The following is a 17,732-nucleotide window of genomic DNA, read 5'->3' on the forward strand; positions in this document are numbered from 1 at the left end:
GGCACTGCGCAGTTTTCTGGCGTTCGGGGCTGGTCCCGGGTCGCTAGAAGTGGGGGAGTTGGGCTGGTCCCGGTAGACGTCGGCAAGCACATGCGTATCGGTAGTCTCGTTAGGCTGCGGGGAGCGGTGGCTGTTGCTGGGCGGACGCGAATACTGAGTGGTGTGGGCGCGCGGGCGCTTGCTAAGCTGTGGATGCTTTTTCGAAGTGTTCTTTCACTGGCTGTCGGCTTTCCTTGGGGAGGCGGTGCAGCCAATCAATTTTAACGTCACGGGTGCTTTTCCTGAACGCTTTGTGCTGTGTGCGCGGCTGCGCATGCGGGCACGAGGGGTGTTAGGGGAGGCTGAGACGCCGCGGGAGCGGTGAACCGTCGAACCTGATCCGGGTAATGCCGGCGAGAGGGAGGAAAAATGAATTCTGTATCTACTACCGGTGCCGCAGGTGCCACGCCGCAGCGCAGCCTGAACTGGCGCATCGTGGACATCGTGGTGGCATCCGTGCTCGGTGTGGCCTGTGGCCTCGTGTTCTTTGTGTGGAACACGGTGGGCTACGCCTGGTTCCAGGCCATGGACGCGCTCACGCCGGGCCTAGGCGGCATTGCCACGGGTATCTGGCTCATCGGTGGTGTGATTGGCGGGCTGGTTATCCGCAAGCCGGGTGCGGCGCTGTACGTGGAGTTGATTGCCGCGGTTGTCTCCACCCTGCTGGGCTCGCAGTGGAGTATTAGTACTGTGTACTCCGGCATCGCGCAGGGCATCGGTGTGGAGATCGTCCTCGCCATCTTCCTCTACCGCCGCTTCGGGTTGGGGGTAGCCATGCTGGGTGGCATGGCGGCCGGCTGGGGCGCATTTGTCCTGGAGCTGTTTACCTCCGGAAACCTGGGCAAGACGCTGCAGTTCAACATCATCTACTTCATTACCCTGAGCATCTCCGGCGCCATCCTGGCCGGAGCCGTGGGCTTCTTCGTGGTCAAGGCGCTGGCGAAGACCGGCGCGCTGGACCGCTTTGCGGTGGGCCGCGAACAACACACCGTGTAGCCGTCGCCCCGCATTCCCTGTATTTTCCTTTCACTTTCTTGTCACGGGTGGACCATTCCCCTTGGGCCTACGCGTGACTGTAACCCCCCTGTGCCTTAAGCCTATGGAGAATTTTGTTGCCGGTGCTACGCGGATTTCTGCCCGCGGGTACGGCTGGACGCACGCTGGGCGCACCGCGCCGGCGCTGGCGGAAATTGATCTGACCATCGAGCCGGGGGAGAAGGTACTGCTGTGCGGCGACTCCGGCTCCGGAAAGTCCACGCTGCTCGCCGCCATCGCCGGCGTGCTGGGCGGGGACGATGAAGGTACTCGAGTAGGAGAAATCCTGCTGGAGGACTCCCACGGGCAGGTCGAACAGCCCGGCCGGACCATCCCGGTGGGTCTGGTGCTCCAGGACCCGGACTCCCAGGTCATTGCTGCCAGGGTTGGAGATGACGTGGCTTTTGGCTGCGAGAACCTGGCCTACCCGCGCGAGGAGATCTGGCAGCGCGTCGGCGCGGCCCTGGATATGGTCGGGCCGTACGTCGATCTGGATTTTCCCACCGCGCAGCTCTCCGGCGGGCAGAAGCAGCGCCTTGCCCTGGCGGGCGTCATTGCCATGGGGGCGGGCGTGGTGCTGCTGGATGAGCCTACGGCCAACCTCGACCCGGAGGGCGCTCGCGACGTCATCGAGGCAGTAGCCACCCTGGCGGAGCGCACGGGCGCCACACTCGTCGTGGTGGAGCACCAGCACGCGGCGTGGCACGGGGTGCTCGACCGTGCGGTGGAGCTCAAGGATGGGCGCATCGTGGCGGACGGGCCGCTCGCTGAGGTCGTGGCTGAGCGCACGGTGGCGGATCTCCCGTCGGCGCGGGGCGCGGGCGTGGGCCGTGAACCCGCCCTGTGGAGTACGGACCTGGTCACGCGCTTCGGGCCGCCGCGCAGCTTTAGCCTGCCGCGGGGCGCATCCACGGTGCTCACCGGGCCAAATGGTGCGGGCAAGACCACGTGGATGATGACGGTGGCCGGGCTGTTGCCGGCGGAGTCGGGCGAGATTGGCGTGGCGGACTTCGTGCGCCGCGGCCTCAAGGGCTCGCCGCTGCAGTGGAAGTCCCGTCAGCTGGCTGATCGCATCGGCTTCGTCTTCCAGAACCCCGAGCACCAGTTCGTCGCCCGCACCGTGGCGGAGGAGCTGCGCGTGGGCCCGAAGGTCATGCGCCGCGAGGTTCCGGAAGCGCACATTGCGGAGCTTGTCGACGCCCTCCGGCTCTCCCACCTCCTCAACGCCAACCCCTTCACCTTGTCCGGCGGGGAGAAGCGCCGCCTGTCCGTGGCGACGGCCCTGGTAAGTGCGCCGGAGGTGCTGCTTCTCGACGAACCCACCTTCGGCCAAGACCCCCGCACTTTCAGCGAGCTGGTGTGGCTGTTGCGCCGCATGGTGGACGACGGCACGACGATTGCCTCAGTGACGCACGATCCGCTCTTCATCGCCGCCCTTGGCGACCACCGAGTGGAGGTGACCCGTGGCTAATCCGACGTCCGTGAGTGCGAAGGGTGCGTCGCCCGCCGGTCTTCTCACCAGGGTGAACCCGCTGACTCGCATCTTCCTCATGTTTGCGTGGGTCAGCCCGCTGCTGCTGTCGGTGGACTGGGTCTCCGCGGCGGTCTCCCTGGGGCTGACGCTGCTGCTGGGGCCGTTGTGCGGGGTGTCCTGGCTGCGCATGGTCAAGGCCGCCTGGTTCCTCTTCCTTATCGCCCCGATTTCAGGCATCTCGATGCTGCTCTACGGTGCCCCGGGTGGGCGCGAATACTTCACCCTGTGGCTCATCACGGTCAGCGATAACTCCATTGAACTCGCCATCGCCATCACCCTGCGCGTGTTCGCGGTGGCGCTGCCCATGGTGGTGCTGGCCCGCGCGATCGACCCCACCGAGCTGGGCGACGCCCTCTCCCAAATCCTCAAGTTGCCTTCCCGCTTCGTCATCGGCGCGGTGGCGGGCGTGCGGATGATGACGCTGTTCAAGTCAGATTGGCAGTTCTTGGGCATGGCCCGGCGAGCGCGCGGCCTGACTGATGAGGGCCGCATTAAACACCTCATCACCATGTCCTTCGGGCTGCTGGTGTTGGCTTTGCGTCGCGGCGGCAAGCTCGCTACGGCGATGGAGGCGCGCGGCTTTGGGCGCACACCACCCGGTGGCGGGCAACGCACGTGGGCGCGCCCCTCGCGCCTTGCGGCGCGGGATTGGCTGGTCATGGCCTTTGGCGTAGTGCTAGCCGCGCTTCCGGTGGTAGTTTCGGTGCTCAGCGGAGCCTGGAGATTCTTCGGGCTCTAAGGGCCAGAGCACGATTGAACCCAGAAGTGGTGATGAACCCCCATGCAGGACGCGCACGACGCCGACTACGACGACCAGCTAGAAAGGCTGCTGGAGGACGTGGTCAAGCTCGCGGCCTCCCGCAAGCGCCCCATGCGGCCGGTGACCGTGCTGATCGACGGCCCCTCGGGCGCCGGCAAGACCTGGGCATCGGCGTCCCTGGCGGACCGCACCGGCTGGCGCGTAGTACACCTCGACGAGTTCTACCCGGGCTGGCGCGGGCTGGAAGAGGGCTCCGCCATGGTGGCCGAACAGGTCCTGCGGGAAAACAACCCGGGCTACTGGCGCTGGGACTGGGAGGCCAACGCCCCGAAGGACTGGGCCAGCTTGGATGTGCGCGACGACCTGATTGTCGAAGGCGTCGGGTCAGTCACCGAGGCCAACATTGCCGCCGCCCGTGAGCGTGGCTCCGTGGTCACCGTGCGCATCGACGGCCCGCGCGAGCTGCGCCGCGAGCGCGCCTTGCAACGCGATCCGGACTACGAAGAATGGTTCGAGACCTGGGAAGAGCAGGAAAAGCAGTACTTTTCTCACCAGGCTGCCCAAGCCGATCTGTCCTGGGAGTGGAGCTAGCGGGATCGGGGATTTGGGGGAACCCGCGCGCCGGTGGTAGTCTACGTGAGGTTTCATCTTTGTATGAGATGAAAAGTCTGATCAGTTTCTCGGCCCACACGGCTGAGGGAAGATCTGGACATGCGGAAGGGCCCCGGAGAAGAGCCCCTATTTTTGCATGTTTGGCTCACCTTCCATGGTCAGTTGAAGCCGAAGTCATACAGAAAGACTAGATTTATGCCAACTATTCAGCAGCTGGTCCGCAAGGGCCGCCACGACAAGAAGGCCAAGGTTGCTACGGCCGCCCTCAAGGGCTCCCCGCAGCGCCGCGGCGTGTGCACCCGCGTGTACACCACCACTCCGAAGAAGCCGAACTCGGCACTCCGTAAGGTCGCCCGTGTGCGCCTGACCTCCGGTATCGAGGTCTCCGCCTACATCCCGGGTGAGGGTCACAACCTGCAGGAGCACTCCATGGTGCTCGTCCGCGGTGGTCGTGTGAAGGACCTCCCGGGTGTTCGTTACAAGATTATCCGTGGCGCACTGGATACCCAGGGCGTGAAGGACCGTAAGCAGGCTCGTTCCCGCTACGGCGCAAAGAAGGGACAGTAATCAACAATGCGTAAGAATGCTGCACCGAAGCGTCCTGTAGTTAAGGACCCGGTTTACAACTCCGAGCAGGTCACCATGCTCGTGAACAAGATCCTGCAGGACGGCAAGAAGTCCACCGCTGAGCGCATCGTCTACGGCGCGCTCGAGGCTTGCCGCGAGAAGACCGGCACCGATCCGGTTGGCACCCTGGAGAAGGCCCTGGGCAACATCCGCCCGGACCTCGAGGTACGCTCCCGCCGTGTCGGTGGCGCCACCTACCAGGTGCCGGTTGAGGTCAAGCCGGCCCGCGCCAACACCCTGGCGCTGCGTTGGCTGGTGACCTTCACCCGCCAGCGTCGTGAGAACACCATGATCGACCGTCTCGCTAACGAGATTCTGGACGCATCCAACGGCTTGGGTGCATCCGTGAAGCGTCGTGAGGATACTCACAAGATGGCAGAGGCCAACCGCGCCTTCGCCCACTACCGCTGGTAGTAGCGGCACGCCGTCGCTTCTAGCCCGAACAACGACATCAGTCTGTACCTGCGCTGTTGCTGCTTGGAGACGTCCCACCTGGGGGCGTCGCCAAGCACAGCGCACCGCCGCAGGACAAATACGTGAATACCGTTGTTCGGGCTATTTTTGTGTCCGGAGGGCCTTTAAAGACCCTGCGAGCACGGCCGCTGTGAGCATGCAGTAGCATGCAGGGCGGGGCGACGACTGCACAGGTGTGAGGCGCCGGAGGTGACTCACGCTGCCGCGTTGGCCCAGACGTGGCAAAATAGATCAAGACCTATCCATGAAGACGTCATTTTAAGATGAGTCGGTGAAGTGCTGGCTCGCGGCGTCGACGACAATTAAGTTGGGGTATAAACCGTGGCACAACAAGTGCTTAAGGATCTGCACAAGGTCCGCAACATCGGCATCATGGCTCACATCGATGCTGGTAAGACCACCACGACCGAGCGTATTCTCTTCTACACCGGTATCAACCGTAAGGTCGGCGAGACCCACGATGGTGCCTCCACCACTGACTGGATGGAGCAGGAGAAGGAGCGCGGCATCACCATTACTTCCGCTGCCGTGACCTGTTTCTGGGACAACAACCAGATCAACATCATCGACACCCCGGGCCACGTCGACTTCACCGTCGAGGTTGAGCGCTCCCTGCGTGTTCTCGATGGCGCCGTCGCCGTCTTCGACGGCAAGGAGGGCGTGGAGCCGCAGTCCGAGCAGGTGTGGCGCCAGGCCGCTAAGTACGACGTTCCGCGTATCTGCTTCATCAACAAGATGGACAAGATGGGTGCGGACTTCTACTTCACCGTGGACACCATCATCGAGCGCCTCGGCGCGAAGCCGCTGGTTTTGCAGCTGCCGATCGGCGCTGAGGACGACTTCGACGGTGTTGTCGACCTGATCGACATGAAGGCCATCACCTGGCGCGGCAAGGTCGAGACCGGCGCTGAGCCGACCATTGAGGAGATCCCGGAGGACCTCAAGGAGAAGGCTGAGGAGTACCGCGAGAAGCTGCTCGAGGACGTTGCTGAGTCCGACGAAGAGCTCATGGAGAAGTACTTCGGTGGCGAGGAGCTCACCAAGGAAGAGATCCAGGCTGCCATCCGCAAGATGACCATCAGCTCCGAGGTATTCCCGGTTCTGTGTGGTACCGCATACCGCAACAAGGGCGTTCAGCCGCTGCTCGACGCTGTTGTTTCCTACCTGCCGAACCCGCTGGACATCGGCGAGATCACCGGCCACGCTGTGGGCAACGAGGACGAGGTCCTCACCCGTAAGCCGTCCGTGGAGTCCCCGTTCTCCGCACTGGCCTTCAAGATTGCCGCTCACCCGTTCTTCGGTCAGCTGACCTTCACCCGTGTGTACTCCGGCCAGGTCGTGCCGGGTACCGAGGTGATGAACTCCACCAAGGGCAAGAAGGAGCGCATCGGTAAGCTCTTCCAGATGCACGCCAACAAGGAGAACCCGGTGGATCAGGCAGATGCCGGCAACATCTACGCCGTCATTGGTCTGAAGGAAACCACCACCGGCGACACCCTGTGTGACAAGGACAACCAGATCATCCTGGAGTCCATGGACTTCCCGGACCCGGTTATCAAGGTCTCCATCGAGCCGAAGACCAAGGCCGACCAGGAGAAGCTGGGTACCGCTATTCAGAAGCTGGCTGCCGAGGACCCGACGTTCACCGTCGAGCTCGACGAGGAGACCGGCCAGACCGTCATCGGCGGTATGGGCGAGCTGCACCTCGACGTCCTGGTTGACCGCATGAAGCGCGAGTTCAAGGTCGAGGCAAACATCGGTAACCCGCAGGTTGCTTACCGCGAGACCATCCGCAAGAAGGTCGAGTCCCTGGACTACACCCACAAGAAGCAGACCGGTGGTTCCGGCCAGTTCGCAAAGGTCATCTGCACCATCGAGCCGTACAACCCGGACCCGGAGACCCTGGAAGAGGGCGAGTCCGCAACCTACAAGTTCGAGAACGCCGTTACCGGTGGTCGCGTGCCGAAGGAGTACATCCCGTCCGTCGACGCTGGTATCCAGGACGCTATGCAGTACGGCTTCCTCGCTGGCTTCCCGCTGGTGAACATCAAGGCCACCCTGGAAGACGGCGCTTACCACGACGTCGACTCCTCTGAGATGGCCTTCAAGCTCGCCGGCTCCCAGGTCCTCAAGGAGGCCGTGGCCAAGGCGAAGCCGGTTCTGCTCGAGCCGGTTATGGCCGTCGAGGTCGTGACCCCGGAGGAGTACATGGGTACCGTGAACGGTGACATCTCCTCCCGTCGTGGCCAGGTCTTCTCCATGGAGGACCGCTCCGGCGCCAAGGTGGTTAAGGCTAAGGTGCCGCTGTCCGAGATGTTCGGCTACATCGGTGACCTGCGTTCTTCCACCGCAGGCCGCGCAAACTTCACCATGGTCTTCGATTCCTACGCAGAGGTTCCGTCCTCCGTGGCTCAGGAGATCATCGAAGAGCGCACCGGCAGCAAGGACTAACTTGGCCGGGGTTTCCCACCCCGTTGCCTAAGCCCCAGCGTGGGGCTGGTAGTCTTCGCCAGTAGACCGCCAGCTTGCTGGGGCGGGGTAGCGGTCGGCTGAGCGCGCACGCGTTGTGCGTTGAGCCGGCCGTTACCCTCCCAGGATCCTTAATAATGATTCTTGTCGAGGGTCAACGTCCGCACTACATGCGCGGGGTTACCTCCTATTTGGGCAGTTTGAAAAAACTGCGGCATAAATCTAGGATCGTGTAACTGGCACGTAAAGAAAGCGTCATTAGCGCTTATGGGCCGCGCGCCCGAAGTGCCAATGGCAATACAAACCACGTGGCTGCGAGATTCGTAGCCGCCATAGAGTCCAGGAGGACAAAACAGTGGCAAAGGAGAAGTTCGAGCGTACGAAGCCGCATGTGAACATCGGCACCATCGGACACGTCGACCACGGCAAGACCACCACCACCGCAGCGATCACCAAGGTTCTGGCTGACGCTTACCCGGAGGAGAACACCGCTTTCGCCTTCGACATGATCGACAAGGCTCCTGAGGAGAAGGAGCGCGGTATTACCATCAACATCTCCCACGTTGAGTACTCCACCCCGAAGCGCCACTACGCACACGTGGACGCCCCGGGCCACGCCGACTACATCAAGAACATGATCACCGGCGCTGCTCAGATGGACGGCGCTATCCTGGTTGTTGCTGCAACCGATGGCCCGATGCCGCAGACCCGTGAGCACGTGCTCCTCGCTCGCCAGGTGGGCGTTCCGTACATCCTCGTTGCACTGAACAAGTGCGACATGGTTGACGATGAGGAAATCATTGAGCTCGTCGAGATGGAGATCCGCGAGCTGCTCGCCGAGCAGGACTACGACGAGGAAGCTCCGATCGTTCACATCTCCGCTCTCAAGGCTCTCGAGGGCGACGAGAAGTGGGCACAGTCCATCGTTGACCTGATGCAGGCTTGCGATGACTCCATCCCGGATCCGGAGCGCGAGCTGGACAAGCCGTTCCTGATGCCGATCGAGGATATCTTCACCATTACCGGCCGCGGTACCGTTGTTACCGGCCGTGTTGAGCGTGGTTCCCTGAACGTCAACGAGGACGTTGAGATCATCGGTATCCGCGAGAAGGCTACCAACACCACCGTCACCGGTATCGAGATGTTCCGCAAGATGATGGACTACACCGAGGCTGGCGACAACTGTGGTCTGCTTCTGCGTGGTACCAAGCGTGAGGACGTCGAGCGCGGCCAGGTTGTCATCAAGCCGGGCGCTTACACCCCGCACACCAAGTTCGAGGGTTCCGTCTACGTCCTGAAGAAGGAAGAGGGCGGCCGCCACACCCCGTTCATGGACAACTACCGTCCGCAGTTCTACTTCCGCACCACCGACGTTACCGGCGTCATCAAGCTGCCGGAGGGCACCGAGATGGTCATGCCGGGCGACAACGTTGAGATGTCCGTCGAGCTGATCCAGCCGGTCGCTATGGACGAGGGCCTGCGCTTCGCTATCCGCGAGGGCTCCCGCACCGTCGGCGCTGGCCGCGTTACCAAGATTCTGGACTAATTCTTAATTAGCCGGATGTTGTAACATCTGTCGAGCCGCTCAATCCCTTCTGTGGGGTTGGGCGGCTTTGTCGATCCTAGGGGTATTAGGCTGGTCCTATGGATGATCCCACTCGCATTGACCACACCCTCGCCGCTCTTCGCGCCGCCTGGGAGGGCCAGCCGGACCTGCCCCTGGGCACGCTCTTCGGCATGCTCGCCGCCGAGGGCTACGGCTGGGGAGTGGCCGACTCCGAGCTCACGCAGAGGCTGGAGGCCATGGCTCAGGTGCATCCGCCTTTGCTTGCGCTTGCCGACGACCACCTGCCCACCTCGGGCCGCTGGCTCCTCATCACTGAGACTCACCGCATCACCCTGGCGATGGTGTCCGGCTCCTGGCGTGCGGTGGTGCGCCCAGTGTCTCGCTCGGGGGAGAGGGGCCAGGCGGTGTCGTGGGAGGCCTCAGCCTTGCGTCCGGTGGGCCCAGGCCGCCCACTGGTCATTAAGGATGGTGAGGGCTTCGAGCACCGCTTCGGAGTTGTTGAGTCCATAACCCGACTCCGCGACGATAGCCGCGACCTCGCCGGCCTCAAGCGCCGCAGCGTCGGCGACCGCGTGTGGTTTATCCGCACTGACGCCGAGACCATCATCCTCGACCACGGCCTCCACACCACCCAGCGCAAGAACCGGGAGCTGGTGCGCACGGACTTTTCCTGGTCCCGTATCGCCGACTGCACCCCTGGGCAGCTTCTAAGCGTCGAGCTTTCGAGAGGAACAACGCACACCTTCGGCAGCGTGGTGGAGGTCATCCTCGTGGAATCGGAGCCCTGGTCCGTGCCCACGCACGCCGAGTAGCCCGTCAACCTGGTGTGGTTGGCGGGTTTCGTTGTGGCTCTGCGCAGGCTTCTAGCCTGCGCCTGCACTCGGTGGTTTCTCGGTGGTGAGTCTGGCGAGGGCTTGTTGGTATTCGGGTGTGGCGGTAATCGGTACTCCCCAGGGTGGTACGTATCCGATTCCGTCTTTCATTCTGAATACGTAGCCGCGGCCTGTGGGTTTCGGCGGGTCGTCGTCGTTGATGCCGTTGTGATAGGCGCACAGGAAGGTCAGGTTCTTGATGTTGGTGAAACCACCTGCTTGCCAGGGGATGATGTGGTGGACCTGGCAGTAATCGGCCGGCTTGTTACAGCCTGGTCTGGAGCAGGTTTGGGTTTCGGCGCACAGGGTGAGGCGTTGTTTCCAGTTTGCGTGGCGTTCTACTCGGTAGGAGTTGATGGGTCCTTCTACTGGGTGGGTAATGGTGGCGTAGCCTATTTCGGCGAATTTGTGGGTGAGGAATTCTGCCCCGGTCATGCGGGCACCGTTGGTGAGTTGGAGTTCGATTTCTTCGCCGTCTCCGTTGATGATGCGGTCGAATTCGTCCAGGGTGACAACTATTTGGGCGTGCACGGCAGGCCTAGTGCCGGTGGTGTCATCACCCAGGAGGATGGTTGTAGCAGCCTCGAGGAGGTTGGTGGGGTTGACGGATTCGAGGGTGCCGCGGATATCGGCGATGACTGTTGGCGTGTCGGTGATGGTGACGGAGTTGGGGCCTTGCTTGCGGTAGGTGAACCGCACCCCGGGTTTGTGTTCGCGTTTCTCTTTAAGTTCTTTGAGGCGTTTTACGGCGACTTCGCGGATTTTGTGGGCGGGTGTGGCAGCCAGGCGTGCGCGCAGGTTCCAGGCATCGAGCTCTTTTTTGACGCGGGTGGCGTAGGACTCAATCAGGGTGAGGATGCTCAGCCCGTGGGCGTTGTTTTGGGCCGCGGTGCGGGCTTTGCGTTGTTTGCCGGTAAAGCGGGTGGGCCCGAAGTAGATGCGGTGCAGGCGGGCAAGCTCTGCGGCATCGGAGGCGTCGGCGCCGAGCGCGCGGAGCTTGTCGGGTGAGCTGGATGCGTTCTCCACTAGCGTCATCCCCGAGTTGCGGTAGTGGAAGTAGGTTTCTAATACCCCCATGACCACAGAGACTAAAGCAGGTCCACCAACCCTGCAACCGGAAGAGGAAAAGCCCCTCCGAAGAGGGGCTTGAACAGGGCGTTTATGCCACTGCGCGGCGGACCTGGCTGAAGTGCACCTTGTAGGTGGTGTCCAGGTCGGCATCGGGGAAAGCGACGCGGAAGTCTTGGTCGTTAACCTCGATAGCATCCTTGATGCGCAGCAGCGGCGTATCCGGGTCTGCTAGCACCTGGTATTGCAACGTCGGGCGGGCGCGGTCGTAGGCCACGAGGCGCGAGACCTTTTCCACGCCCTCCACCTGGGCCAGGGTGTCGGCCACCGCGCCGGCGATGGCGGTCATGCTGGTCTTGATGGCGCCCTCCTCGTCGGAGGCGTCGGAATGCACTGTGTTGAAGCGGTGGTGGCGCAGGTTGGAAATGATCAGCCACAGGCCGAGCAGCGCGAGCACGATGGTCGCCGCACCCAGCGCGTAGACCCACCAGCTTTGGTGGGGCAGGCCGGCCCACGTGTCGTGGTCGACCCACTTGGCCAGGTACGTGGCGAACTCCACGTTGAAGTGGATGAGAATCGGCCACACGCCCAACGCAATGAGCACGATGCCGAGAAGTGCAAGGATGAGGCGGTCCACGCCAGCGAGTGTCTTAGACATTGGCAATGTCCTCCTGATCGTTTTCGATGACCACGGTGAGTTCCGGGGCGGGACGCACCGCTGCCAGCGCCGCGGTGACGGCCTCAGTGACGCGCTTCTTCAGCTGCTCATCCTGGGCGTCGCCAGTCGCGGTCACCGTAACGCGGGCGCGCTTGGACGAAATCTTGGCGCGGCTGCGCGCCGCCGTCGCTCCCGGTACGCGGCGCGCGTGGGCCGAGGCCACCCGGGCAATATCCACCGCACGCAGCCACATTGATGCCTCGTCGGACTCGATGCGCACGTGCGTAGTCTTGCGGGGAGCGAATGCCGCCCAAAGCAAGATGAGGCCGACCACGATGCCGATGGCACCGCCGACGAGCATCCACGTCGAGATATCGGGCTGAGACATGACGTCAATGAAGGGCTGCAGCCAGGACGCGCCACCCTCATTGGCGCCCACCACCCAGGTTTCGTGACCGGCCACCACGGCGGCAGCGAGCAGCACGATGCCGAGGATGACCGTCCACGTGCGGGCCGGCGGTGAAGCCTTTGGGCGCTGGCCGAATCCGACGGGCAGGTTCTTCTCACTCATGGCGGCCTCCTTCGTGGAACGGCGTGATGGTGATGGCGCGCAGCGGGGCCGGACGGGGAACGTCGACCCGGCGGGTGAACTCCGCCGAGGGGCGAATCTCTACCGGGCGCAGTGCAGTGGCGCGGGGCACGGACACAGGGCGCGTCCGTAGCGGGCGCGGGGTCTCCACGCGGCGCGGGCGCACCGGACGCGGGGCTTCCACACGCCGCAGCGAGAACTCACCGGGCAGCGGCACCGAGCGCACGGCCACCGGTTCCGGATCCCGTACGGCGCGCAGGGGTTCAGCCGGGGCCGTGGTGACCGGGCGCAGCTCGTCGTAGCGGTGCGTGGAAGGACCGAAGTCGGAGGTGCGCACTGAGACGTCGCCAAGCACTGCCACTGACTGCACCGGAGCTTCCGCCGGCGTGCGGACCCCACGGACTGCCGCGGCCGCGGGGGTGGCGACGTGGCGAACGCCCACGCCGGGCGCGGTGGTAACAGGGCGCAGTGCGTGCTCGGGCACGATGGCGGGGACCTGCGCGCGCAGCGGGGCGCGGGTGGAGACCTCGAGCGCGGAGGTGCGCTCGCCCGCCACAGCGCCGCCGACTGTGACGTTGACGCGGGTGGTGCGGAAGCCGGTGAAGTCCCGGACGGCATCACTCACCGCAGTACGGACCGCGGCCGCCACATCGGTGACGGGGGAGGGCCAATACACGGCGATGGTGGTGTCTACGGCCACCACGCGCGCGTCCGGGTCCATCTGCGCCATGATGCGCGGGAAGGCGCGGCCGGCGAGGCCGGCCAGTTTGGCGTCGACAGCCGCGGTGCCGGGCACGCTCGCGATGGCCGCCGCGATGACCCGCTCCATCGCGCGCAGCGACAGTTGAGTCTTACCTGAGCTCGCCGGAGCAAGCTCGTTGAGCGGGGGCGTCACTATCCTTGGCCTCTATCCTGGCCGACCACGCCCTTCCACACGGCGGTCAGATCAATGCGGCCGTCGAAGTGCGCGCCGACCACACCGCCAATCGCGGCAAGCAGCACGGCAAGTACGAGGTACCAGATGCCGAGGTAGATGAAAAAGGCGAGAACCAAGCCGGCGATGACGCCGAGGGAGGTGTAATTCTTCATGGTTTTCCTTTAGTTCTGTGGGGAGGCGGAGGCGACGGCGTCGGCAAAAACGACGTCGACAGTCCGGGCGCTGGGCCACGTGGTGCGGACGGAGTCACGGACGGTCTCACCCAGCGCCGCGAGCGGCACGCCCGCGCTGACGTCGACGACGACGTGCAGCTCAAGGTGGGTGTCATCGCGCGGGGAGGGGCGGGAGATGCCGTGGATGCGCTCGCGTGGGAACAGGAGGGAGACCTCGCCGAAGCGGCCGGGGCTGAGCTTGGCGACGCCCTCCAGGTCCACCACCGCGGCCGCAATCGCGCGGGCGATCTCTGCCGTGAGCTCCGCCTTCTGGGTGGTCTGCTGGCTCACTTAGGCCTGGCCCTGCGTTACCGCCGGGGTGGTCTCGGCGGACTCGTCCTCGTCCTTCGGCAGCTTGACGTCGTGCACGACGACATCGACGCGTTCGACGGACAGGCCGGTCATGCGCTCCACGGCGTTCATGATGTTGCGGCGGATGGCCTCTGCCAGCTCGTGGATGGCCACGCCGTACTCGGCGATGATCGCAATCTCGATGGCGGCGACGCCGTTGGCGACCTCCACCGACACGCCCTGGCGGACGTCCTCGGATGCGCCGAAGGACTCGCGGATGGAGCCCATCATGCGGGCGCCTCCGCCACCAAGGGCGGCCACGCCGGAAACCTCACGGGCGGCGATGCCGGCGATCTTGGACACGACGACATCGTCAATGCTGGTGGTGCCGAAGTCGGTCTCCAGGTTCTTGTTGCGCTCCTGGGCGGTGGCCGGGGTAGCGTCGTTGGTGGTCTGCTCGGCGACGTCCTTCGGGGTGGTGTTCTCAGCCATGATGAATCCTTCTCAATACTTATAGGGTTGTTCGTGTGAGCGCGCCTGGCGCGCTCCCTTCCCCCGAGCTTATAGACGAAGCGCCCCGCCTGTAGGGCGCGCAGCAAAACTTTGTCCAAATCGTGATTTCTGGCACGGTTTCGGTAGCGGTTTGGAAAACGCGAGGTTACGTGCTTAAATACAAGGGTTGCTTTAACACAGCGGCGTGGCCACGAGCTGGTCTCGCAGGGCGTCGTTGCTGGTAGAGCGAACATGACACCTTTGTTGTGAGGCTTTAAAGAGTCGCACTCGAAGGTCATCCGATCGGGCTAGGTCCGCGCTAGAGCAGAGACATCCCGAGACGATGGACCGGAGAAGGAGCATGGCAAATAAACAGCGGCAGTATATGAATAAGACTTTGGTTGCAGATCTGTGATTGAACGCCCCAGTCTTCTTCCTATTGACTTTGACTACGGGTCTTGTACCCCGTCATGAGCACTGCACGGTGGGCATTTGCCTAGCGCTGTATCTCGTGGTCGTCATGACAGTCAGACAACTGGCGTTGTGCCTAGGCTCCTGGCCCGGACAACGTTATAGAGAAATCGAGAAGCAATTTCCCACCGCTTCACGCCCCGGATAGGCCGGGAATGTGAAAGTGGGGAAGCGAGGAAGAGGATAAGCGTGGCGGGACAAAAGATCCGCATTCGGCTGAAGGCCTACGACCACGAGGCTATCGACGCTTCTGCAAAGAAGATCGTAGAGACCGTTACCCGTACGGGTGCTCGTGTTGTCGGCCCGGTGCCGCTCCCAACCGAGAAGAACGTATACGCCGTTATTCGTTCTCCGCACAAGTACAAGGACTCTCGCGAGCACTTCGAGATGCGCACTCACAAGCGCCTCATCGACATTCTCGACCCGACCCCGAAGACCGTTGACGCTCTGATGCGCATCGACCTTCCGGCAAGCGTCGACGTGAATATCCAGTAAGCGATCGACACAACGTATTTGGTGGAGAACTAACTATGAGTGAAAACGAGATCAAGGGAATTCTGGGCACCAAGCTCGGTATGACCCAGGTCTTCGACGAGGAGAACCGCGTTGTGCCGGTGACCGTCGTCGAGGCTGGGCCGTGCGTGGTTACCCAGATCCGCACGAAAGACACCGATGGCTACGACGCCATCCAGATCGCCTTCGGCGAGATCGACCCGCGCAAGGCCAACAAGCCGGCCGCAGGTCACTTCAAGAAGGCTGGCGTGACCCCGCGTCGCCACGTGGCTGAAATCCGCATGGATGACACCTCCGCATACGAGGTGGGCCAGGAGGTCAAGGTGGACATCTTCGAGGGCGTGACCTTCGTTGACGTCACCGGCACCACCAAGGGCCACGGCTACGCCGGCGCCATGAAGCGCCACGGCTTCCAGGGCCAGGGCGCTGCCCACGGTAACCAGGCTGCTCACCGCCGCGTCGGCGGTATCGGCGGCGCTTCGTTCCCGGGCCGCGTCTTCAAGGGCAAGCGCATGGCTGGCCGCATGGGCCAGGACCGCGTGACCACCCAGAACCTGAAGATTCAGAAGATTGATGCCGAGTCCAACCTGCTGCTCATCAAGGGTGCTATCCCGGGTGCGCGCGGTGGCCTCGTCACCGTTAAGACCGCAGTGAAGGGCGGTGCACACGCATGAGCAACCTCAAGCTAGACGTCCAGACCGCTGACGGTAAGACCAACGGCTCTGTTGAGCTGCCGGCCGAGATCTTTGACACCGAGGCATCCATTCCGCTGATGCACCAGGTTGTCAATGCTCAGCTCGCTGCTGCTCGTCAGGGCACCCACAAGACCAAGACTCGCGGCGAGGTCCGCGGCGGTGGCCGTAAGCCGTTCCGCCAGAAGGGCACCGGTCGCGCACGCCAGGGTTCCATCCGTGCACCGCACTACACCGGCGGTGGCACCGTGCATGGCCCGGTTCCGCGCGACTACTCCCAGCGCACCCCGAAGAAGATGATCAAGGCTGCTCTCTACGGCGCACTGTCTGACCGTGCACGTAACGAGCGCATCCACGTCGTCGAGGAGCTCGTCCCGGGCCAGACCCCGTCCACCAAGCAGGCCAAGGCCTTCATCGAGCGCCTTACCGACCGTAAGAACGTGCTTCTGGTCATCGGCCGCGAGGACATCAACGCCCGCCGCAGCGCCAACAACCTGCCGAACGTCCAGATCCTGGACGCCGGCCAGCTGAACACCTACGACGTTCTCTTCTCGGACGACGTTGTGTTCTCCGTTGAGGCTCTGCACACCTTCGTCGAGCGCGCCACCGGCGCTGCCGAGGAAGCTAAGGAGGAGAAGTAATGGCTAAGCTCGCTAACCCGCGCGACATCATCATCGCTCCGGTTGTGTCCGAGAAGTCCTACGGCCTCATGGAGCAGAACGTGTACACGTTCTACGTCTCCACGGATTCCAACAAGACCCAGATCAAAGATGCCGTCGAGCAGATCTTTGGCGTAGAGGTTGCTTCCGTGAACACCGTGAACCGTGCTGGCAAGCGCAAGCGCACCCGCACCGGTTTCGGTCAGCGTAAGTCCACCAAGCGCGCCTACGTGACGCTCCGTGAAGGCAGCGACTCCATCGACGTCTTCGGCGCCGGCGCTTAAGCGCCACCGAAGAGCCGAAAGGAAAAGGAAGAATTATGGCTATTCGTAAGTACAAGCCGACAACTCCGGGTCGCCGCGCATCCTCCGTGTCCGAGTTCGAGGAAATCACTCGTTCCACTCCGGAGAAGTCCCTGCTGCGCCCGCTGAGCAAGACTGGTGGTCGTAACAACTACGGCCGCATCACCACCCGCCACATCGGCGGTGGCCACAAGCGCCGTTACCGTCTGATCGACTTCCGTCGTACCGACAAGGACGGCATCCCTGCCAAGGTCGCTCACATCGAGTACGACCCGAACCGTACCGCTAACATCGCCCTGCTGCACTACGCAGACGGCGAGAAGCGCTACATCATCGCCCCGAAGGGCCTGAAGCAGGGCATCGTCATCGAGTCCGGCCCGAACGCAGATATCAAGGTGGGCAACAACCTGCCGCTGCGCAACATCCCGACCGGTACCACCATCCACGCTGTGGAGCTCAAGCCGGGCGCTGGCGCTAAGCTGGCCCGCTCCGCTGGTGCCTCCATCCAGCTGCTGGGTAAGGAGGGCAAGTACGCCATCCTGCGTATGCCGTCCTCCGAGATCCGCCGCGTCGACATCCGTTGCCGCGCTACCGTCGGTGAGGTTGGCAACGCTGACCAGATGAACATCCGCTGGGGCAAGGCCGGCCGCATGCGCTGGAAGGGCGTTCGCCCGACCGTCCGCGGTGTTGTCATGAACCCGGTTGACCACCCGCACGGTGGTGGTGAGGGTAAGACCTCGGGTGGTCGCCACCCGGTGTCGCCGTGGGGCCACAAGGAAGGCCGCACCCGCAACCCGAACCGTTACTCGAACAACATGATCGTGCGCCGTCGTCGCCCGAACAAGAAGCGCTAAGAGGA

Annotated in this window: 21 protein-coding genes and 1 riboswitch; of the genes, 14 read left to right on the forward strand and 7 right to left on the reverse strand. The window is 63.3% G+C overall.

Annotation, left to right across the window (positions count from 1 at the left end):
- Positions 1–258 precede the first annotated feature (258 nt).
- Positions 259–420, forward strand: a riboswitch (TPP riboswitch).
- From ACKFR8_RS10830 to ACKFR8_RS10870, 9 genes are all read left to right on the forward strand, one after another.
- Positions 409–1,035 (forward strand): ECF transporter S component, encoded by a 627-nt coding sequence (locus ACKFR8_RS10830; protein WP_296134780.1) that lies wholly within the window; start codon positions 409–411, stop codon positions 1,033–1,035. It overlaps the preceding riboswitch by 12 nt.
- Positions 1,036–1,138: 103 nt before the next feature.
- Positions 1,139–2,545, forward strand: coding sequence for an ABC transporter ATP-binding protein (locus tag ACKFR8_RS10835; RefSeq protein WP_408930050.1), 1,407 nt, complete (start codon positions 1,139–1,141; stop codon positions 2,543–2,545).
- Positions 2,538–3,347, forward strand: coding sequence for an energy-coupling factor transporter transmembrane component T family protein (locus tag ACKFR8_RS10840; protein WP_296134784.1), 810 nt, complete (start codon positions 2,538–2,540; stop codon positions 3,345–3,347). Before ACKFR8_RS10835 ends, ACKFR8_RS10840 begins: the two co-directional genes overlap by 8 nt.
- 42 nt (positions 3,348–3,389) lie before the next feature.
- Positions 3,390–3,959, forward strand: a complete 570-nt coding sequence (locus ACKFR8_RS10845; protein WP_296134786.1) for a hypothetical protein — start codon at positions 3,390–3,392, stop codon at positions 3,957–3,959.
- Positions 3,960–4,175: 216 nt separating this feature from the next.
- Positions 4,176–4,547: a 30S ribosomal protein S12 gene (gene rpsL, locus ACKFR8_RS10850; protein ID WP_005286791.1), complete on the forward strand. Its 372-nt coding sequence runs from the start codon at positions 4,176–4,178 to the stop codon at positions 4,545–4,547.
- Between the two features lie 6 nt (positions 4,548–4,553).
- Positions 4,554–5,021, forward strand: coding sequence for a 30S ribosomal protein S7 (rpsG, locus tag ACKFR8_RS10855; protein WP_296134789.1), 468 nt, complete (start codon positions 4,554–4,556; stop codon positions 5,019–5,021).
- 381 nt (positions 5,022–5,402) lie between these two features.
- Positions 5,403–7,532 carry an elongation factor G gene (fusA, locus tag ACKFR8_RS10860; RefSeq protein ID WP_408930051.1) on the forward strand — a complete coding sequence of 710 codons (2,130 nt, stop codon included), beginning with the start codon at positions 5,403–5,405 and terminating at the stop codon, positions 7,530–7,532.
- A 373-nt stretch (positions 7,533–7,905) separates the two neighbouring features.
- Positions 7,906–9,096: an elongation factor Tu gene (tuf, locus tag ACKFR8_RS10865; protein WP_408930052.1), complete on the forward strand. Its 1,191-nt coding sequence runs from the start codon at positions 7,906–7,908 to the stop codon at positions 9,094–9,096.
- Positions 9,097–9,194: 98 nt separating this feature from the next.
- Positions 9,195–9,929: a hypothetical protein gene (locus ACKFR8_RS10870; protein ID WP_408930053.1), complete on the forward strand. Its 735-nt coding sequence runs from the start codon at positions 9,195–9,197 to the stop codon at positions 9,927–9,929.
- A 51-nt stretch (positions 9,930–9,980) separates the two neighbouring features.
- On the opposite strand, the gene ACKFR8_RS10875 is transcribed toward ACKFR8_RS10870, so the two are convergent.
- From ACKFR8_RS10875 to ACKFR8_RS10905, 7 genes are all read right to left on the reverse strand, one after another.
- Positions 9,981–11,066: an HNH endonuclease signature motif containing protein gene (locus ACKFR8_RS10875; RefSeq protein WP_408930054.1), complete on the reverse strand. Its 1,086-nt coding sequence runs from the start codon at positions 11,064–11,066 to the stop codon at positions 9,981–9,983.
- An 82-nt stretch (positions 11,067–11,148) separates the two neighbouring features.
- Positions 11,149–11,715, reverse strand: coding sequence for an alkaline shock response membrane anchor protein AmaP (locus ACKFR8_RS10880; RefSeq protein WP_306508353.1), 567 nt, complete (start codon positions 11,713–11,715; stop codon positions 11,149–11,151).
- Entirely contained in the window at positions 11,708–12,286 is a 579-nt protein-coding gene (locus ACKFR8_RS10885; RefSeq protein ID WP_408930055.1) for a DUF6286 domain-containing protein, read from the reverse strand. Before ACKFR8_RS10885 ends, ACKFR8_RS10880 begins: the two co-directional genes overlap by 8 nt.
- A complete protein-coding gene (locus ACKFR8_RS10890; protein ID WP_408930056.1) occupies positions 12,279–13,199 on the reverse strand; it encodes an Asp23/Gls24 family envelope stress response protein in 921 nt (306 codons plus the stop codon). Before ACKFR8_RS10890 ends, ACKFR8_RS10885 begins: the two co-directional genes overlap by 8 nt.
- A complete protein-coding gene (locus tag ACKFR8_RS10895) occupies positions 13,199–13,393 on the reverse strand; it encodes a hypothetical protein (protein WP_306508350.1) in 195 nt (64 codons plus the stop codon). Before ACKFR8_RS10895 ends, ACKFR8_RS10890 begins: the two co-directional genes overlap by 1 nt.
- Positions 13,394–13,402: 9 nt before the next feature.
- On the reverse strand, positions 13,403–13,744 hold the full coding sequence (locus ACKFR8_RS10900; RefSeq protein WP_408930057.1) for a hypothetical protein: 342 nt from the start codon (positions 13,742–13,744) through the stop codon (positions 13,403–13,405).
- On the reverse strand, positions 13,745–14,236 hold the full coding sequence (locus ACKFR8_RS10905; protein WP_408930058.1) for an Asp23/Gls24 family envelope stress response protein: 492 nt from the start codon (positions 14,234–14,236) through the stop codon (positions 13,745–13,747).
- Between the two features lie 660 nt (positions 14,237–14,896).
- Here ACKFR8_RS10905 and rpsJ point away from each other — a divergent pair.
- The 5 genes from rpsJ to rplB are packed head-to-tail and all read left to right on the forward strand — an operon-like array spanning position 14,897 to position 17,727.
- On the forward strand, positions 14,897–15,202 hold the full coding sequence (gene rpsJ / locus ACKFR8_RS10910; RefSeq protein WP_003848085.1) for a 30S ribosomal protein S10: 306 nt from the start codon (positions 14,897–14,899) through the stop codon (positions 15,200–15,202).
- 35 nt (positions 15,203–15,237) lie between these two features.
- The gene (gene rplC, locus ACKFR8_RS10915) at positions 15,238–15,894 is read left to right on the forward strand and encodes a 50S ribosomal protein L3 (RefSeq protein WP_408930059.1); all 657 of its coding nucleotides are present in this window, start codon (positions 15,238–15,240) and stop codon (positions 15,892–15,894) included.
- Positions 15,891–16,553 carry a 50S ribosomal protein L4 gene (gene rplD / locus ACKFR8_RS10920; RefSeq protein ID WP_306508346.1) on the forward strand — a complete coding sequence of 221 codons (663 nt, stop codon included), beginning with the start codon at positions 15,891–15,893 and terminating at the stop codon, positions 16,551–16,553. Before rplC ends, rplD begins: the two co-directional genes overlap by 4 nt.
- Positions 16,553–16,855, forward strand: coding sequence for a 50S ribosomal protein L23 (gene rplW, locus ACKFR8_RS10925; RefSeq protein ID WP_408930060.1), 303 nt, complete (start codon positions 16,553–16,555; stop codon positions 16,853–16,855). The genes rplD and rplW overlap by 1 nt, the downstream gene beginning before the upstream one ends.
- Before the next feature lie 35 nt (positions 16,856–16,890).
- Positions 16,891–17,727: a 50S ribosomal protein L2 gene (rplB, locus tag ACKFR8_RS10930; RefSeq protein ID WP_408930061.1), complete on the forward strand. Its 837-nt coding sequence runs from the start codon at positions 16,891–16,893 to the stop codon at positions 17,725–17,727.
- Positions 17,728–17,732 lie beyond the last annotated feature (5 nt).

This window comes from Corynebacterium axilliensis, from assembly GCF_046097495.1.
Lineage (GTDB): Bacteria > Actinomycetota > Actinomycetes > Mycobacteriales > Mycobacteriaceae > Corynebacterium.

Excerpts from the sequence above, each read along its gene's own strand:
- ACKFR8_RS10830 (WP_296134780.1), top strand. The coding sequence starts at position 409 with ATGAATTCTGTATCTACTACCGGTGCCGCAGGTGCCACGCCGCAGCGC.
- ACKFR8_RS10835 (WP_408930050.1), top strand. The coding sequence starts at position 1,139 with ATGGAGAATTTTGTTGCCGGTGCTACGCGGATTTCTGCCCGCGGGTAC.
- ACKFR8_RS10845 (WP_296134786.1), top strand. The coding sequence starts at position 3,390 with ATGCAGGACGCGCACGACGCCGACTACGACGACCAGCTAGAAAGGCTG.
- rpsL (WP_005286791.1), top strand. The coding sequence starts at position 4,176 with ATGCCAACTATTCAGCAGCTGGTCCGCAAGGGCCGCCACGACAAGAAG.
- rpsG (WP_296134789.1), top strand. The coding sequence starts at position 4,554 with ATGCGTAAGAATGCTGCACCGAAGCGTCCTGTAGTTAAGGACCCGGTT.
- ACKFR8_RS10870 (WP_408930053.1), top strand. The coding sequence starts at position 9,195 with ATGGATGATCCCACTCGCATTGACCACACCCTCGCCGCTCTTCGCGCC.
- ACKFR8_RS10875 (WP_408930054.1), bottom strand. The coding sequence starts at position 11,066 with ATGGGGGTATTAGAAACCTACTTCCACTACCGCAACTCGGGGATGACG.
- ACKFR8_RS10880 (WP_306508353.1), bottom strand. The coding sequence starts at position 11,715 with ATGTCTAAGACACTCGCTGGCGTGGACCGCCTCATCCTTGCACTTCTC.
- ACKFR8_RS10885 (WP_408930055.1), bottom strand. The coding sequence starts at position 12,286 with ATGAGTGAGAAGAACCTGCCCGTCGGATTCGGCCAGCGCCCAAAGGCT.
- ACKFR8_RS10895 (WP_306508350.1), bottom strand. The coding sequence starts at position 13,393 with ATGAAGAATTACACCTCCCTCGGCGTCATCGCCGGCTTGGTTCTCGCC.
- ACKFR8_RS10905 (WP_408930058.1), bottom strand. The coding sequence starts at position 14,236 with ATGGCTGAGAACACCACCCCGAAGGACGTCGCCGAGCAGACCACCAAC.
- rplC (WP_408930059.1), top strand. The coding sequence starts at position 15,238 with ATGAGTGAAAACGAGATCAAGGGAATTCTGGGCACCAAGCTCGGTATG.
- rplD (WP_306508346.1), top strand. The coding sequence starts at position 15,891 with ATGAGCAACCTCAAGCTAGACGTCCAGACCGCTGACGGTAAGACCAAC.
- rplW (WP_408930060.1), top strand. The coding sequence starts at position 16,553 with ATGGCTAAGCTCGCTAACCCGCGCGACATCATCATCGCTCCGGTTGTG.
- rplB (WP_408930061.1), top strand. The coding sequence starts at position 16,891 with ATGGCTATTCGTAAGTACAAGCCGACAACTCCGGGTCGCCGCGCATCC.